We start from the raw sequence: 17,250 nt of genomic DNA, 5'->3' as shown, positions 1-17,250 counted from the left end.
GGGGAGGAGCGGAGGGCGCTGATCCGCAGCAATATCTGATTGGAATCGCGCTAGAGAGTGACATTGACGCGCAGAACAGTCTTAGCACCCAAGGTTTACGAATCGAAGGGACCGCGGAGGTAACGTCATTCACCGGCGAATCGGCGGAGCTTCGGGCCGAGGGCTCGCGCGTGGTGGGCTTGGTCTGTATTGACGTCTCGGGAGTCTCACTTGTCAACGAGACGGGTGCGAATGTGACTCCACCCGAACGGGGCGAGACAGTGGCGCAACGCGTGGACTTTGTAAGCTCAGAGCAGTCGCTCGTAATCTCGCATGAGGCAACGGCGGAGACGACAACATGCTGATTCGCGCGCGAATGTTGTGCGTCGTTAGCATGATCGTGATCGGCTTTTCGGTGTCCACCCCACGAGTCGAGATGAACTCATGCACGGGCGACTTGGCCTTCGCCGGAGCGTGCGGCTCCACGGATGGCTCGTCTCTTACGATCTCCGGCACGCAACAGCAGCAGGGCACCAACCCGAACACGGACACACGCCGAAGCAACGGCGGCCCATCCGGCCCCGGCGGACCATCGGGGCCGAGCCAGGAGGCGATCGATCTCGCGGCGTGCATGGATGACTCGGGCACCACGCGATGTGCGCCCCGTCTGAACCGGCCCGCTGCCCCGGGGACATCCCCGCCGGCGACTGGCATACCGACGATCGTCATCTCCGACCTCGCGCGGTTCGCCCCGGCATCCGTCCTCGCCACCGCCGAACCCGGAAACCTCGGGATCGCCGGGATGCCAACTAATTTCACCGCTGCTGCGACACCGCAGATCCAGAACGGCGAGCTGTTCGGCATCCCCCTCCGCGTCCGCTTCACCCCGGCCGGATACGACTACAAGTACGGCGATGGCAGCTCCGCGACAGTGACGACACCTGGGCAGACCTGGGCGGCGCTGGGTCAGGCGCAGTTCACGCCCACCGCGACGAGCCACGTGTATCGCGACCCCGGCGTATACCCAGCCCGAGTTGACATCCGATACACAGCGCAGGTGGACCTCGGCGGCGGATGGATCGACGTTCCCGGGCAGCTCACGACGCCCGGTGCCGTCCAGGAGATCCGCATCCTCGAAGCCCGCACCGCGCTCGTCACCCACACCTGCGACGAGAACCCGGCTGGCAGAGGCTGCTGAAGAACGCACCACAGCAGCACGCCAACAAGAAAGAGCCCCCGGCCCCGAGCGTCCGAGCGGCCCTGTCATGCTAGATGGCTGATCGCTTTCTTGTACGACTCGACGATCTCGAGGAGGCTCGGCCTTCCGAGAGCAAATTCGCCTACGGCGCTCTGCTCCTCGAGAGGCAGCCGCCGACCGATCCCTCCGGCTTAAACTAGACAGGTGCCATGGAGTCGCCGGGTGTTCTCGCTCTCACTAGCCGACCGCAAGGCAAAGCTGGTGCAGTCGAGAAGGCGACCCGGTCGCTTCGAGCTCAGCGTGGATGGAGTTGCGCAGTCCGTCGTCTCGATCACCGAACCCACCGCCCTCGAGTACAGCTACACCCAACACATCGCCCGCGCAATGGATGCCGCCGCCGAGCCTGATGCGCCACTGTTCACCGTGCATCTGGGGGCCGGAGCACTCACCCTGGCACGCTACGTCCAGGCGACGCGCGCCGGATCACCTCAGCTGGTGGTGGAGTTCGAACCCGCGCTCTACGCCGCCGTCATCGACGCGCTGCCATTGCCTCCCGGGTCTGACATACGAGTCATCCTGGGTGACGCTCGGACGGTCGCGGACGCCGCTCTTCCGAATGAGAAGACATCGCCGGTGCAGTCATCTCCGTCCCCCGGACTTGACGACGCAGCGAGTTATCGCACCGCAATCGACACCGATTGGGTGGAGGCGTGCTTCACCGTCGTCGATCTCTGGGATGCCGCCGTCATCCGGCATCGTGTGGCCAGCCAGGAGTTCTATCGCCGGGTCGCCGCGCGCTCCGCAGCAGCGGGCATGGTCGCCGTGAACCTGCTCGACGGGCATCCGTTCGAATACTCACGACGACAGGCCGCGACCCTGAGCACCGTGTTCGATCACGTCGCTGTCGTGCTCGACGCAGAGCCGGAAGATGCGGAAGGGCCACTCGGCAACGTCGTCATTTTCGCGAGCGATGAGCCGCTGGACAAGGTGACCGCCTCCGTATTGCTCGACACACCGCGACCTCATCTCCTCCGCGATCGCCCTCTGACGTCGTGGATCGCTGAAGCGCGCATCATGACAGATGCCGACGGCACCGACTCTCCCGATCCCGACGACCCCCTCTGGGGCTAGCGCATGGCAAAGAGCCGCCCGGACCCGAAGGTCCGGACGGCTCGTCGCTGTTCGAGCGGAATCGCTTACTGGTACGACTTCACGATCTCGAGGAGGCTCGGCACGTTGGCGTAAGCCTCGGCAGCGTTCTCCTTGGTGACGATGATCGGGTCGAGCAGGTATGCCGGAACGACCTTGGCGCCGTTGTCGTACGACTCGGTGTCGTTGACGTCGACGTCCTCGCCCTTCTGCAGCTGGCCGACCATCTTGATCGACTGCTCGACGAGCAGCGCGGTGTCCTTGTTGATCGTGGAGTACTGGATGCCCTCCATGATCGACTTCACCGACTCGACCTCGGAGTCCTGACCCGTGACGACCGGAACCGGCTTGCCGGCCTGCTGCACCGAGGTGATGATGGCGCGAGCAAGGGTGTCGTTCGGGGACAGCACACCGTCGACGACGGTGTCACCGCTGTACGACGAGGTCAGCAGGGTGTCCATGCGGTTCTGAGCGTTCTCCGGAAGCCAGCCCTCGGTCGCGGTCTGCGCGATCTCGGTCTGACCCGACACGACGACCAAGTTGCCGTTGTCGATCTCCGGCTTCAGCACGTCCATGGCGCCGTCGAAGAAGACCTTCGAGTTGGCGTCGTCAGGCGAACCGGAGAAGAGCTCGATGTTGTACGGAGCCTCGTGACCGGCACGCTCGGCGAGACCGTCGAGCAGAGCCTGGCCCTGCAGCTGGCCGACCTTGAAGTTGTCGAATGCGACGTAGTAGTCGACAGCCTCGGTGTTCTCGATGAGACGGTCGTACGCGATCACGTAGGCGCCGGCGTCCTTGGCGGCCTGCACCTGCGTGGCGAGCTGCTTGCCGTCCTTCGCGCCGATGATGATGACCTTGGCGCCGTTGGTGACCATGGCCTGGATCTGGTTCTGCTGCTCGGCGACCGTGTTGCTCGCCGGAGCGTACTGGACGTCGGCCTTGAAGCCGGCCTCTTCCAGGCCGTCCGTGAACAGCTTGCCTGCGAGAACCCAGTTCTCACTGGTCTTGTCGGGAAGTGCGACACCGATCGAGGAGCCGGCCTCGAAGCCCGCTGCGGCCTCTTCGCCAGATCCCGTGTCGGTTCCGCCGCCGCGCTCACCGGAGCAACCCGTGAGTGCGAAGGCAGCCGTCGCGACGAGCGCTGTCGCTGTGACGATGATCTTCTTCATGTGATCTCTTTCTGTGTGGTGGTGTGACGGATCCTGCGCGCGAGCACTGCGCGTCGAATCCGCTTACTCGCCCCGCGTCTTGTCGACGGGCGGAGCCTGGTAAGTCTTGTTGGGCTCGAAGATCGCGTTGGCCTCCGGGTCGCTCCGGAGAGCGGACCGGCGCGTCAGCAGACCGATGAGCGAGGGACGACCCTGCTGCTTGTTCCAGACGTCGATGCCGACCGCGAACAGGAGCACGATGCCCTTGATCATCGAGACGACGTCGGCACCCTGACCGAGCAATGCGAGGCCGTTGTTGAGGAACGCCATCACGAGACCACCGATGATCGAGCCGATCACCGTTCCGATACCACCGGCGACGGCAGCGCCACCGATGAACACGGATGCGATGGCATCCAGCTCCCAGCCGGTGCCGTCGTTCGGGCCGGAGGCCTGCGAACGGGCGACGAAGATCATGCCGGCCAGCGCCGCCATCATCGACATGTTCATCATGACGAAGAAGTCGACCCAGCGGTCCTTCACGCCCGAGAGGCGCGCAGCCTGACGGTTGCCACCCACGGCATAGATGTGGCGGCCGAACACGGTGTTGCGGGTGATGAACGAGTAGATGATGACCAGGGCCAGCAGGATGAGACCCGGCACCGGGAAGCTCGTGCCCGGGCGACCGGTCGCGAACATCCAGGCGGCGACGAGCACGACGATCGCGAGCAGCACGACCTTGACGACACTGACCCACAGCGGCGCACTGTCGGAACCCATCTTGTGCTGCTGGCGACGGGTGCGGATCTCCCAGAAGACCAGCCATGCCACCGCGACCAGCGCGAGGATCATCGTCGGCACGTTGAACGGAACAGGAAGACCCACCTCGGGCAGATAACCGGTTCCGATGATCTGGAAGCCCTTGGGCACCGGGATCGTCTGCGCATCGCCGATCCACTGCTGCGCGCCTCGGAAGAGGAGCATGCCGGCGAGCGTCACGATGAACGCAGGCACCCCGACATACGCGACCCAGAATCCCTGCCAGGCGCCGACCAGCGCACCGACACCGAGTCCGAGCACGATCGCGAGCGGCCAAGGGAGGTTCCAGTCGGCCATCGCCTTCGCGACGATGATGCCGGTGAACGCGGCCACGGATCCGACCGACAGGTCGATGTGGCCCATGATGATCACCATCACCATGCCGATCGCGAGGATCAGGATGAACGAGTACTGGTTGATGACGTTGATCAGGTTTCCCGACGTCAGCGTCGCACCGTTCGGACCGTTGCGCAGAAGCGTCAGGATCTCGAAGAGGACGATGATGACGATGAGGCTGCCCAGGATGCCGAACTGGCGCAGCGACGAGGTGCCGTTGCTTCCGAACATCTTTCGGATGTCGCCGAAATGGAAGCCACGCTTCGTTGTCGTGAGGTCGGTGGTCATGCGGATGCTTTCTGGTTCGCGGAGGTCATGCTGCGCATGAGGGCCTCGGGTGTCGCCTGGTCGGCCGGGATGCAGTCGGTGACCCGACCTTCGAAGACGGTGTAGATGCGGTCGGAGATTCCGAGGAGTTCGGGAAGCTCGCTCGAGATGACGATGACGCCCTTGCCCTGGGAGGCGAGCTCGTTGATGATCGCGTAGATCTCGTACTTGGCGCCGACGTCGATGCCGCGGGTCGGCTCGTCGAGGATCAGCAGGTCGGGGTCGGTGAACATCCACCGCGCCAGCACGACCTTCTGCTGGTTGCCGCCGGACAGCTTTCCGACCCCCTCCTCGACGCTGGGCGCCTTGATGCGCAGCGCGTTGCGGTACTGCTCGGCGATCGAGAACTCCTGGCGCTCGTCGACCACGCCGCGGCGGGCGATCTTCGACAGCTTCGCCGCCACGACCGAGCGCTTGATGGTGTCGAGCAGGTTGAGGCCGAGCACCTTTCGGTCCTCGCTCACGTAGGCGAGCCCGTGCTTGATGGCGGAGGAGACATCGGGCATCGAGATCTCCTGCCCGTCTTTGACGACCTGACCGCCCAGGAACGTGCCGTAGGAGCGCCCGAACAGGCTCATCATGAACTCGGTGCGGCCCGCGCCCATGAGCCCGGCGATACCGACGACCTCACCACGACGCACGTTGATGCTCGAACCCTTGACGACCATGCGCTCGGAGACCGTCGGGTGCTGCACCCACCAGTCCTTGACCTCGAAGAACACCTCGCCGATCTCGGGGGTGCGGTCGGGGTAGCGGCTTTCGAGCGAGCGACCGACCATGCCGCGGATGATGCGGTCTTCATTGATCTCGCCGCGCGAGATGTCGAGGGTCTCGACCGTGCGGCCGTCGCGGATGATCGTGATCTCATCGGCGATCTGCTCGATCTCGTTGAGCTTGTGGCTGATCATGATCGACGCGATGCCCTTGGCCTTCAGCCCGAGGATCAGATCAAGCAGGTGCTGCGAGTCGTTCTCGTTCAGCGCTGCGGTGGGCTCGTCGAGGATGAGGAGCTTGACGTCCTTGTTGAGCGCCTTCGCGATCTCGATCAGCTGCTGCTTGCCGACACCGAGCGTCTTGACAGGCACGTCGGGGTCCTCCCGCAGCCCGACACGAGCGAGCAGCTCGATCGTGCGCTGACGCTGCGCCCTCCAGTCGATCCGGCCGAAGCGGCGGATCTCGTTGCCGAGGAAGATGTTCTCGGTGATCGAGAGCTCGGGGATGAGTGCGAGCTCCTGGTGGATGATCGCGATACCGGCCTGCTCGCTGGACGCGATGTCGCGGTAGCGCTGCTCCTCACCGTAGAGCAGGATCTCGCCCTCATAGGTGCCGTAGGGGTAGACGCCGGAGAGGACCTTCATCAGGGTCGACTTCCCGGCGCCGTTCTCCCCGCAGATCGCATGGATCTCTCCTGCGCGGACGGTGATGGACACATCGGACAGCGCCTTGACCCCCGGGAACTCCTTGGTGATGCTACGCATCTCCAGGATGGGGCCTGACACGACCGGCAACGTTGCTGTGGTGCTCACAAGATCTTCCTCGCGACGGGCGGCCACATACGATGTGACCGTTCACATTGGTTTACATAGTCTACGCTCGCTCAGGCGGTGTCAAGACCACGAGCGAAATTGTGGCTTTATCGAGCGGCCGAGGATTCCCTGGTGCGCAGAGTCGTCTGCAGCGGCCCGAACTGGGGCGCCTGCTCTCCGCGGATCTGCGCCAGGAGCAGGCGCACGGCCCGGCGCCCGAGCTCAGGGAAGTCCTGATGCACGGTGCTCAGCGTGGGCGCGACATGGGCCGCCACCGGAATGTCGTCGAACCCGACGACGCTCACATCCTCCGGCACGCGGATGCCCGCGTCCCTGAATCCGTGCAGCAGCCCGATCGCCATCTGGTCGTTCGCGACGAACACCGCTGTGAAGTCACGTCTGCGCGAGAGCTCCTGCCCCGCGAAGTAGCCGAAGTCCGCCGTCCAGTCCCCGCGGATGGGCGGGAAGGTCGGCAGATCGGCCTCGCGCAGGGCATCCAGGTAGCCGCGCATGCGCGACTCCGCCTCGATCCAATCCTGCGGTCCGGCGATGTGGATGATGTCGCTGTGCCCGAGACCGATCAGATGCTCGGTGGCCTTGCGCGCACCGGCGACCTGGTCGGCCGAGAGGCTCACGCCGTCGGAACCCGACGCCGTCTGCAGCGACACGAACGGGATCTCGACCGCCATTCCGCGAAGCACATGGAACGCCCGCACCTGCGGTGCCAGCACCACGATGCCGTCGACCTGCTCTCGGGCGAGTTGCCTGAGCGCACTGCCGATGGCTTCGGGAGTCGTGGCCGAGAGGTTCAGCGTCGAGACCGAGTACCCCTCCTCGCGCGCCGCATCCTCGATGCCGACGATCGATGAGGTGGGGCCGAACTCTCCGACCGTCGCCGCGAGAATGCCGAGCATGTTGGACTTGCTCGTCACCAACGCCCTGGCCGCGAGGTTCGGGCGGTAGTCGAGCACAGCGATGGCGTCGAGCACCTTGGCCTTGGTCTCGGGGCGGATGCTCGGGTGGTCGTTCAGCACCCGAGAGACGGTCTGATGCGACACGCCTGCGAGGCGCGCGACGTCGCGGATGCTGGGCATGCGGGCACGCTCGGAGGCCGTCGACATCACAGACCTCCTTGTATGTGCACGGTCACATCGTCTCTACATTATGTATGCCAGACACGCCGAGCGCACGCCGAGCCGGTGCCGAGCGGGTGTGGAGCGGGCGCCGCGCGGGTGCCGCGACCGCTCAGGAGATGATGCGGGCGCCCTGCACGGGGCCGTGCACATGCAGCGACTCGAGGCCGTGCTCGCGCAGCAGCGACTGCACCGTCTGCGCACCCTCGGGGCTCGCGCACAGCAGAGCGACCGTGGGACCCGAACCCGACACGATCCCCTGCAGTGCCCCTGCGTGGATGCCGCGCAGGATCGTCGTCTCCAGCTCAGGGCGCTCGTACAGAGCGGCCTCCTGCAGATCGTTGTAGATGCTCTCAGCCAGCAGCTCCGGATCCCCCGAGCGCAGCGCCTGGAGCACCGGGGCCGGGACCTCCAGCGAGAGGGGCGGATCGTCGGCGAGAGCGCCCTCGTCTTCGCGGAGGGCGTCGAGCCGGGCGTAGACCACCGGCGTCGAAAGCCCCTCGTCGCTCTGGACGAGCACCCAGTCGAAGCGGCCACGGGCGAGCGCCGGGTTCAGCTGGTCGCCCCGACCGGTGCCGACCGCGGTGCCGCCGTGGAGCGCGAACGGCACGTCGGCGCCCAGTCGAGCGCCGAGCTCATGCAGGCGAGCCGTCGAGAAGCCTGTGCCCCACAGGGCGTCGCATGCGACGAGGGCCGCGGCCGCATCCGCAGACCCGCCGCCCATGCCGCCGGCGACCGGCACGCTCTTGCGGATCTCGAGCGCGACACCTCCGTCGTACTCCGCCGCCGTGGCGAGGAGCTTCGCTGCCCGCATGGCGAGGTTCCGGTCATCCAGCGGCACGGAGTCGGGGTCGTCGACACCCGACACCGTGATAGAGAAGCCGTCGGCGTGCCTGGCGATCACATCTTCGTACAGGGACACCGCCTGGAACACCGTCGCGAGCGCGTGGTAGCCGTCGTCGTGACGACCACCCACACCGAGGTAGACGTTGATCTTTCCCGGAGCGCGGACGTGGACCGAGTCGACGGGGGCGGCGAAGCTCATCTGGGTGTTCCCGTCACAGCTCCGTGGACGACGCCCACAGGTCGACGTCGATGGAGCCTGCGGCATCGTCGATGCGGGTGAGCTGCTCAGCGGTGAAGGCGGGGCCGTTCACCGCAGCGATGTTCTCATCGAGCTGCTCGGGGCGCGACGCTCCGACCAGCGCGGAGGCGACCACGGGGTTGCGCAGTGTCCACTGGATCGCCAGCTGCGCGAGCGACTGCCCACGCTCCTTCGCGATCTCGTTCAGCGACCGGAGCGTCTCGACCGCGGCATCCGACAGCGGAGCCTCGGGAAGCGACCCGCGCTTCTGTGCCCGCGCCGCGGTGCCGTCGCCGAGGTACTTGTCGGTGAGCAGCCCCTGGGCGAGCGGCGTGAACGCGATCGCGCCGACTCCTGCCTGCTCGAGGGTCTCGGTGAGACCGTCCTCCACCCAGCGGTTGAGGATCGAGTACGCGGGCTGATGGATCACGAGCGGCGTACCGAGCTCGGTGGCGACGGCGACCGCCTCGGCCGTGCGCTCGGCGCTGTACGACGAGATGCCGACGTAGAGAGCCTTGCCCTGGCGCACGAGCGTGTCGAGCGCCGCGACCGTCTCGGCGACCGGCGTCACCGGGTCGGCACGGTGCGAGTAGAAGATGTCGACGTAGTCGAGGCCCGTGCGGGTCAGCGACTGATCGGCGCTCGCGAGGATGTACTTGCGGCTCGCGAAGTCACCGTAGGGTCCGGGCCACATGTCCCAGCCGGCCTTCGACGAGATGATCAGCTCATCACGGTAGGGGCGGAAGTCCTCGGCGAAGATGCGCCCGAAGTTCTTCTCGGCCGAGCCGTAGGGCGGACCGTAGTTGTTCGCGAGGTCGAAGTGCGTGATGCCGCGATCGAACGCGTGACGCAGCAGCGCACGCTGGTTGTCGAGCGGGATGTTGTCTCCGAAGTTCCACCACAGCCCGAGCGAGATCGGCGGCAGGAACAGGCCGGAGGTGCCCACCTGGCGGTACTCGAACTGCTGGTAGCGGCTCTCGTCGGCTGCGTACGGCCTGTGCAGCTCGGGGATGTTCGGACGGAAGCGGGGAGAGTCGGTCACGGTGCCAGATTAGTCGGTGACGACGGCGTCTTCGATCTGAGCGACGTGCCGCGCAATACGGTGATAGTCATCGACCGTGAGGTCCTCGCCACGAGCGGTCGGCGCGACTCCTGCCGCGATCAGGATCTCGGATGCCGCGGCCGAGCTGCCGAAGAGGTCGGACAGCGCCTGACGCAGCATCTTGCGGCGCTGGTTGAAGGCGGCATCCACGATCTTGAAGGTGAGTCGGCGTTCGTCTTCCGTGCCGCGCTCGCCCTCCGACCGGTCGAAGCCGACGAGGAGGCTGTCGACGTTGGGCACCGGCCAGAAGACCTGACGCGACACTGTGCCCGACAGCTTCCACTCGCCGTACCAGGCTGCCTTGACGCTCGGGGTTCCGTAGATCTTGGAGCCGGGCTTGGCCGCGATGCGCTCGGCGACCTCGGCCTGCACCATCACGACCCCGCGCTTCAGATAGGAGAAGTTCTCGAGGAAGTGCAGCAGCACGGGGACCGAGACGTTGTAGGGGAGGTTGGCCACGAGCACGGTCGGCTCCCCTGGCAGCTCGGTGATGCGCAGCGCGTCGGCATCGACGACCGTGAGCATCTCGGCCGGCACCCCGTGCTCGACGACGGTCTGCGACAGCCTGGCGGCGAGACGGTGATCGATCTCGACGGCGGTGACGGATGCCCCGGCCTCGAGGATCGCGAGCGTGAGCGAGCCGAGCCCCGGCCCGACCTCGACGACCCGCTCCCCCGGCTGCACGCGGGCGGCGTGCACGATCTTGCGGACCGTGTTCGCGTCGACGACGAAGTTCTGTCCGAGCTTCTTGGTCGGGGTGACATCGAGCTCGGCGGCGAGTCGGCGGATCTCGGTGGCGCCGAGCAGGGTGACTGTCATTGCTCCATTGTCCCCCACCGCCCTCTCCTTCGTAGCCGCCATCAGTGTCCGTACCGGCCAGTAGTCTTCTGTGATGCCCTCCCTCGGTGAACTGATCGCTCCTCGGCGCATGGGCAGGGACTTCCGCTGGCTGCTCGCGTCATCGTGGACGAGCAACGTCGGCGACGGTGTCGCTCTCGCAGCCGCTCCCCTGCTCATCGCGTCGATGACGTCGTCGCCGATCCTCGTCGCGGCCGGCGCCATCCTGCAGTTCCTGCCGTGGCTGCTGTTCGGCCTGCATGCGGGAGCGATCGCCGACCGGTTCGACCGCCGTCGCCTGGTGATGTTCGCCAACTCCGCGCGGGCCGTCGTGCTCGCCGGCCTCTGCGTCTTCCTGCTGACGGGCACGGCCAACATCTGGATCGTGCTCGCGGTGGCCTTCCTCTACGGAACCGCCGAGGTGTTCGTCGACACGGCAGGCAGCACGCTGTTGCCGATGCTCGTGAAGCCTGCCGACCTCGGCATCGGCAACGCGCGACTCCAGGCGGGGTACCTGGTCGCGAATCAGTTCGCCGGCCCTCCGCTCGGCGCGTTCCTCTTCGCCGCGGGCACCGCCTGGCCCTTCCTGCTCGAGATCCTCTGCGTCCTCCTCGCAGTCGTCCTGATCTCGCGCATGGCGCGGACGCCCGTGCCTCCCCGGGCCGCAGGCGAGGGCGTGAAGTCGCACGTCCACACCGACATCGGCGAGGGACTCCGCTGGCTGTGGCAGAACCCGCCGGTGCGGATGCTCGTGCTCATCATCCTCGTCTTCAACGTGACATGGGCGGCCCCCTGGGGCGTGCTCGTGCTCTACGCCACCGAGCACCTGAACATGGGTGCCATCGGGTACGGAGCGCTGACCACGGCATCCGCCGCGGGCGGCATCCTCGCCACGCTCTGCTTCGGGTGGCTCGAACGCCACGTGTCGTTCGCCACCCTGATGCGCGTGGTGCTGTCGCTCGAGGTGCTGATGCACCTGGCCTTCGCCCTCACGACGGCCGGATGGGTGGCGCTCGTGATCATGTTCGTGTTCGGCGCCTATGCCTTCGTCTGGGGCACGATCTCGACCACCGTGCGTCAGCGCCTGGTGCCGGCCGAGCTGCAGGGCCGCGTCGCATCCGTCAACATGGTCGGGGTGTTCGGCGGCATGGTGATCGGCCAGGCCCTCGGTGGGGTGATCGCCCAGGTCTGGGGTCTCACGGCTCCCTGGTGGTTCGCATTCGTCGGCGCAGCCCTCACGCTGCTGCTGGTCTGGAAGCCGATCTCGCAGATCGTCTCGGCGAAGCCGGTCTCCGACACGCAGGCGATCGAGATTCAGTCGAACGAGCCGTAGACCCGCAGGGTGTTGGCGGCGATCTGCGCCGACAGCTCGTCGACCTCGATGCCGAGCTCCGCCGCCATGAACCGCACCGTGATCGGCACGAGGTAGGGGGCGTTGGGCCGACCGCGCAGCGGCGTCGGAGTGAGGAACGGGGCATCTGTCTCGACGAGGATGCGATCGAGCGGCGTCACCTTAAGGGCATCCCGCAGGTTCTGCGCGTTCTTGAACGTGACGTTGCCGGCGAAGGACAGGTGGTACCCGGCCTCGGCGCAGATCCTCGCCATCGCATCGTCGCCCGAGAAGCAGTGGAACACCGTCTTCTCCGGAGCGCCGACGCGGGTCAGCGTCTCGAGCACCGCGTCATGCGCGTCACGGTCGTGGATCTGCATCGCGATGCCGTGCTTCTTGGCGAGTGCGATGTGCGCCTCGAACGACTTGAACTGCGGTGCGCGGCGCTCAGGCTCGGTGCGGAAGAAGTCGAGGCCGGTCTCACCGATCGCCCGGGTGCGCGGATGCGCCGCGAGCTCGTCGATCACGGCGATCGCCTCATCGAGACCGACACCACCGAGACGCCCCTGCTCGGCATACGCGGGTGCGTCGTTCGGGTGGATCGCGACGGCCGCGAGCACACGGGGGTCGGAGGCCGCGGCCTCGACGGCCCAGCGGGACGACTCGAGGTCGCCCGAGGCCTGCACGACGCCCGCGATGCCCACGGCCGCTGCGCGGTCGAGTTGCTCGGTCAACGACAGCGGCTCATCGCCGTCGAGGATCTCGAGGTGCGCGTGGTTGTCGTAGACCGGCACGGAGAGCGGCTCGGGTGCCGCCGGGTACCGGAGGTCCTTGCGGCCGTCGCCGTCTCGCTGCTGCACGTACGTCATGCTCAGGCGGTGGACTCCACGCGCGGGAACAGCGGCGCGAGACCGTTGACGCTCGTGCCCGGGCGCAGCACGCCCCACGATCCCGCCTCGCGGATCGGCTGGTCCTGCAGGCGTCCGAGGCTCTCGGCGGCACCGAGGGCGACCCACAGCTTCTCGGTCGACTGCGGCATGACCGGCGAGAGCAGCACCGCGAGGGCGCGCAGGCCCTCGGCGCACGTGTACAGCACGGTGCCGAGGCGACCGCGCTGAGCCTCGTCTCCGTTGTTCGACTGCTTGGCCAGGGCCCACGGCTCGTTCGCGGTGATGTACCCGTTGAGGGCGTCGACGATCGTCCAGATCGACGAGATGGCCTCGTCGATGCGGAACTGCTCGATCGCGGCATCCGCGTTCGATGCGGCATCCGCCACGATCTTCTGGATCGCGAGATCCTTCTCGGTGTACTCGGCAGGCGGCGGCACGACGCCCTCGAAGTACTTCTCGATCATCGCCGTCGTTCGTGAAGCCAGGTTGCCGAAGCCGTTCGCGAGCTCGGCCTGATAGCGGGCAGACAGGTCCTCCCACGAGAACGAGCCGTCCTGACCGAACGCGATCGCCGACAGGAAGTAGAAGCGGTAGGCGTCGGAGCCGAAGACGTCGGTGATCTCGGTCGGCGCGATGCCGGTGAGCTTCGACTTCGACATCTTCTCGCCGCCGACCAGCAGCCAGCCGTGCGCGAACACGCCCTTGGGCACGTCGAGGCCCGCGGCCATCAGCAGCGCGGGCCAGATGACGGCGTGGAAGCGGAGGATGTCTTTTCCGACCACGTGGTACGCCGGCCAGCGACGGTCGAACGTCTCCTGGTCGGAGCCGTAGCCGACGGCCGTGGCGTAGTTGAGCAGCGCGTCGACCCACACGTAGATGACGTGCGACTCGTCCCACGGCAGCGGGATGCCCCAATCGAACGTCGAGCGCGAGATCGAGAGGTCTTTCAGACCCTGGCTCACGAACGAGACGACCTCGTTGCGCGCCGAATCGGGGCGCACGAAGTCGGGCTGGGTCTTGTAGAGCTCGAGCAGGCGGTCTTGGAACTCGCTCAGCTTGAAGAAGTAGTTCTTCTCCTGCAGCAGCTCGAGCGGCTTCGAGTGGATCGCGCAGACCTTCAGGCCCTCGAAGGGGCCGGTGCCGTCGACGATCTCGGACTCGGGCTTGAATTCCTCACAGCCCACGCAATACAGCGCCTCGTACTCGCCCGCGTAGATGTAGCCGCGGTCGTAGAGACGCTGGAAGAACGTCTGCACGTTGGTCTCGTGGCGCTCCTGCGTGGTACGGATGAAGTCGTCGTTCGCCACGTCGAGGGTCTTCAGCAGCGGGAACCATGCCTCGGTGACGAGCTTGTCGACCCACTCCTGCGGGGTGACGTTGTTCGCCGCCGCCGCGCGGAGCATCTTCTGGCCGTGCTCGTCGGTTCCCGTGAGCATCCACGTGTCATCGCCGCCCTGACGGTGCCAGCGCGCGAGCGCGTCGACAGCCACCGAGGTGTACCCGTGGCCGATGTGAGGCACATCGGAGGGGTAGTAGATGGGCGTGGTGATGTAGAACGATTCGCCTGCGGGCATGGGGACAATTCTAGGTGGGATGCAGGGGGTCGTTACGCTCAGACGACCGACACCTCGATGCGGTGCCACCCCTGGGCGCCGTCGGGCACGACATCGGCCGGATCCGACGTCTGCGTCTCGCCGTCGGCGCTGAGCGCGCGACACTCGATCGTGTGCGCGCCGCTCGTGGCCGCCCAGTCCAGCCGCCACTGCACCCAGGTGTCGGCCGAGATCGCGGCAGCGAGCTCGGCACGGCGCCATGGGCCCTCGTCGACCCGCACCTCCACGCCGTCGACGCCCACGTGCTGCTGCCAGGCCATCCCGGCGATCACGGCGTCGCCCGCATCGACGCGCTGGCCCCGACTCGGCACGTCGATGCGCGACTGCAGCTTGACCGGACCGCGCTCGGACCACCCGCGGTCGGTCCAGTACGCCGAGGCCCGATCGAACCGCGTGACCTCCAACTCAGTCACCCACTTCGTCGCCGACACGTAGCCGTAGAGCCCAGGCACCACCATGCGCACCGGGAAGCCGTGCTCGATCGGCAGCGGATCGCCGTTCATCCCGACGGCGAGCAGAGCATCGCGGTCGTCGGTGAGCGCCTCGATCGGCGTCGACGCCGTGAACCCGTCGGACGACCGGGACAGCACCATGTCGGCATCCGAGTCGACTCCCGCGCGGGCGAGCAGTTCGCGGATCGGGTGGCCCAGCCAGCGGGCATTGCCGATCAGATCGCCGCCGACCTCGTTCGACACGCACGCGAGCGTCACGTGCGACTCGGTCATCGGCAGGGTCAGCAGCTCATCCCACGAGATCACCACCTCGCGCTCGACCATCCCGTGGATGCGCAGAGACCAGTCGGCCGGGTCGATCCGCGGGACGATCAGCGCGGTGTCGATGCGGTAGAACTCGCTGTTCGAGGTGACGACCGAGGCGAGACCGGGGATGTCCAGCTCGGCGGCGGCAGGCACGGCGGGAGCGGCCGTCGTCGGCTCAGGCAGCCGGAGCATGGTGCGCACCGCCTCGATCGAGCGGGTGGCACCGCGTGCGGCGGTGCCGATGACGAGCGCCGCGACTCCCGCGGCGGCCACCCCTGCGGTCCAGAGCAGGAACCGCCGGCGCTCCTCGTGCTCGGCGCGCAGATACGGAACCGGATGCACGGTGCGCATGAGCAACCGGAGAGCGACCACCGCGGTGACTCCGGCGACGAGTCCGGGGAGCCAGGCGAACGGGCCCGCGCCCGGGCGGATCATCGCCGCCACCAGGGCGAGCACGCCGAGAGCGCCGAGGATCGCAGACCCCACACCCGCCCGGCGGGACTCCAGGATGCCCGCGAGCGCCGCGATGCCCACGAGCACCACGGCGATGCCGGTGATCAGCGCCACCTTGTCGCCCGTGCCGAACAGCGCGATGGCCGCATCCTTCGCCCAACTGGGCGCGAGATCGATCAGACCGCTGCCGATCACCGCGAACGGACTCGCGCTCGGCTCGACCACCGCCGCCACGAGCTCTGCCAGGCCGACCGCGGCGACCGCCGCGCTCAGCCCGGCGGCCGCCGATCGGAGCCTGTCACCGCGCGTCGTACGGGTTGCATGGCTCATGATCCGAGGGTAACCCCGGGGCAGTGCCCCGGGGTCGTCCGGCTCAGAGCCCGTTGCGACGTGCGACCTCGCCGAGCCAGGCGAGCGAGGGCTTCGGGGAGCGCTCGAACGTCTGGTGGTCGAAGCCGATCAGACCGAAGGTCGGGCGGAATCCGCTGGCCCACTCGTAGTTGTCGAGCGCGCTCCAGTGCTGGTACGCCTTGACCTCGATGCCGTCGGAGATCGCCCGGTGCAGCCCCTCGAGAGCGCCCTGCGTGTAGGCGATGCGCCTGGTGTCGTCGCCGGTCGCGATGCCGTTCTCGGTCACGAGCACCGGCACGCCGCCGCTGCGCTCCCACGCACTGCGCACGCCCATCTCGAGCGCCTCGGGGAAGAACTCCCACCCCGTGAGCGTCGTCTCGACGTCGTCCGCGACGGGCCGGGGTCCCTCGGGACCGATGAAGGTGCGCGTGTACGCCTGCACGCCGACGAAGTCGTCGCCGGCCGCCTGGTCGAGGTACCAGTGATCGCGAGGGTCGCCGTACTCGGCGAGCATCTCGTCGGCCCCCGGCTCACCCGTGGAGTGGAAGGCCTGCGTCGCGATCGTCCATCCGGCCTGCACGCCCGAGACGGAGTGCAGGATCTCGGAGGCGCGGTGGTGCGCGTCGAGCAGCGTGTCGGCGACCGCCAGGTCGGGGTTCGGCAGACCGAACGCGACGAGGTTGGCCGCATCCTCTCCCCCGGCGAGCATCGCCGCGATGTTCGGCTCGTTGATCGTGCAGACGTAGGTCACGCCCTCGAGGATCGGGAGCACCGTCTCGACGTAGCGCGAGAACAGGTCGACCGCGTCGGCCGCGCGCCAGAAGCCGTCCTTCTGGAACCACTGCGGCACGGTGAAGTGCATCAGGGTCACCGTCGGGTCGAGTCCGTTCTCGCGCGCAGTGTCGATCATGCGGCGGTAGTGGTCCAGCATCGCACGAGACACGAAGCCGCGCTCGGGCTCGATGCGGGCCCACTCCATCGAGAAGCGGTACGAGTTCAGACCGGCGTCCGCCAGCAGACGCATGTCCTCCGGGTAGCGGTGGAAGTGGTCGGCGGCGTCGCCCGAGGGCTCGACCATCGGAGAGCCAGGAGCATGCTCCATGGCCCACCAGTTGCTGGTCGTGTTGTTCCCCTCCACCTGATGGGCTGCGGTCGCAGCGCCCCAGAGAAAGCCGTCAGGGAATGTGAGCACGAGTGCTCCTTTCGTCTTGCGATGG

14 protein-coding genes are annotated in these 17,250 nt (G+C 67.2%); 3 read left to right on the top strand and 11 right to left on the bottom strand.

Annotated features, from left to right (window positions below; translation table 11 throughout):
- The first annotated feature begins 781 nt into the window (after positions 1-781).
- Both ACQ4LY_RS11460 and ACQ4LY_RS11455 read left to right on the top strand, forming a co-directional pair.
- Complete coding sequence (locus tag ACQ4LY_RS11460) at positions 782-1,177, top strand: hypothetical protein (protein ID WP_431071569.1); 396 nt, start codon at positions 782-784, stop codon at positions 1,175-1,177.
- A gap of 204 nt (positions 1,178-1,381) precedes the next feature.
- Positions 1,382-2,308, top strand: coding sequence for a spermidine synthase (locus ACQ4LY_RS11455; RefSeq protein WP_431071567.1), 927 nt, complete (start codon positions 1,382-1,384; stop codon positions 2,306-2,308).
- A gap of 65 nt (positions 2,309-2,373) precedes the next feature.
- Here the strand turns inward: ACQ4LY_RS11455 and ACQ4LY_RS11450 are convergent, their stop codons facing one another.
- The 7 genes from ACQ4LY_RS11450 to rsmA form a co-directional block, all read right to left on the bottom strand.
- Positions 2,374-3,495: a substrate-binding domain-containing protein gene (locus tag ACQ4LY_RS11450; RefSeq protein ID WP_431071564.1), complete on the bottom strand. Its 1,122-nt coding sequence runs from the start codon at positions 3,493-3,495 to the stop codon at positions 2,374-2,376.
- A 63-nt stretch (positions 3,496-3,558) separates the two neighbouring features.
- Entirely contained in the window at positions 3,559-4,917 is a 1,359-nt protein-coding gene (mmsB, locus tag ACQ4LY_RS11445) for a multiple monosaccharide ABC transporter permease (protein WP_431071562.1), read from the bottom strand.
- Positions 4,914-6,434, bottom strand: a complete 1,521-nt coding sequence (gene mmsA, locus ACQ4LY_RS11440) for a multiple monosaccharide ABC transporter ATP-binding protein (RefSeq protein ID WP_431075674.1) — start codon at positions 6,432-6,434, stop codon at positions 4,914-4,916. The genes mmsB and mmsA overlap by 4 nt, the downstream gene beginning before the upstream one ends.
- A gap of 155 nt (positions 6,435-6,589) precedes the next feature.
- The gene (locus ACQ4LY_RS11435) at positions 6,590-7,603 is read right to left on the bottom strand and encodes a LacI family DNA-binding transcriptional regulator (RefSeq protein ID WP_431071559.1); all 1,014 of its coding nucleotides are present in this window, start codon (positions 7,601-7,603) and stop codon (positions 6,590-6,592) included.
- 124 nt (positions 7,604-7,727) lie between these two features.
- Positions 7,728-8,660: a 4-(cytidine 5'-diphospho)-2-C-methyl-D-erythritol kinase gene (locus ACQ4LY_RS11430; protein ID WP_431071557.1), complete on the bottom strand. Its 933-nt coding sequence runs from the start codon at positions 8,658-8,660 to the stop codon at positions 7,728-7,730.
- Positions 8,661-8,673: 13 nt separating this feature from the next.
- On the bottom strand, positions 8,674-9,741 hold the full coding sequence (gene mgrA / locus ACQ4LY_RS11425; RefSeq protein ID WP_431071554.1) for an L-glyceraldehyde 3-phosphate reductase: 1,068 nt from the start codon (positions 9,739-9,741) through the stop codon (positions 8,674-8,676).
- A 9-nt stretch (positions 9,742-9,750) separates the two neighbouring features.
- Complete coding sequence (gene rsmA, locus ACQ4LY_RS11420) at positions 9,751-10,620, bottom strand: 16S rRNA (adenine(1518)-N(6)/adenine(1519)-N(6))-dimethyltransferase RsmA (RefSeq protein ID WP_056513500.1); 870 nt, start codon at positions 10,618-10,620, stop codon at positions 9,751-9,753.
- A gap of 73 nt (positions 10,621-10,693) precedes the next feature.
- Here rsmA and ACQ4LY_RS11415 point away from each other — a divergent pair, with 73 nt between their 5' ends.
- Entirely contained in the window at positions 10,694-11,971 is a 1,278-nt protein-coding gene (locus ACQ4LY_RS11415; protein WP_431071552.1) for an MFS transporter, read from the top strand.
- Here the strand turns inward: ACQ4LY_RS11415 and ACQ4LY_RS11410 are convergent.
- From ACQ4LY_RS11410 to ACQ4LY_RS11395, 4 genes are read right to left on the bottom strand one after another with little or no spacing between them, the layout of a single operon-like run.
- Positions 11,953-12,837, bottom strand: a complete 885-nt coding sequence (locus tag ACQ4LY_RS11410) for a TatD family hydrolase (protein ID WP_431071548.1) — start codon at positions 12,835-12,837, stop codon at positions 11,953-11,955. The two genes, ACQ4LY_RS11415 and ACQ4LY_RS11410, sit on opposite strands and share 19 nt — an antisense overlap.
- Positions 12,838-12,839: 2 nt before the next feature.
- On the bottom strand, positions 12,840-14,432 hold the full coding sequence (gene metG, locus ACQ4LY_RS11405; RefSeq protein WP_431071545.1) for a methionine--tRNA ligase: 1,593 nt from the start codon (positions 14,430-14,432) through the stop codon (positions 12,840-12,842).
- Between the two features lie 38 nt (positions 14,433-14,470).
- Positions 14,471-16,012 carry a molybdopterin-dependent oxidoreductase gene (locus ACQ4LY_RS11400; protein WP_431071543.1) on the bottom strand — a complete coding sequence of 514 codons (1,542 nt, stop codon included), beginning with the start codon at positions 16,010-16,012 and terminating at the stop codon, positions 14,471-14,473.
- A 43-nt stretch (positions 16,013-16,055) separates the two neighbouring features.
- Positions 16,056-17,225 carry a glycoside hydrolase family 1 protein gene (locus ACQ4LY_RS11395; protein WP_431071541.1) on the bottom strand — a complete coding sequence of 390 codons (1,170 nt, stop codon included), beginning with the start codon at positions 17,223-17,225 and terminating at the stop codon, positions 16,056-16,058.
- Positions 17,226-17,250 lie beyond the last annotated feature (25 nt).

This window comes from Microbacterium phyllosphaerae (assembly GCF_050628115.1).
GTDB classification, from domain to species: Bacteria; Actinomycetota; Actinomycetes; order Actinomycetales; family Microbacteriaceae; genus Microbacterium; species Microbacterium phyllosphaerae_A.
The sequence above is the reverse complement of the archived record's forward strand: the minus strand, read 5'-3'. Positions and strand labels throughout refer to the sequence as shown.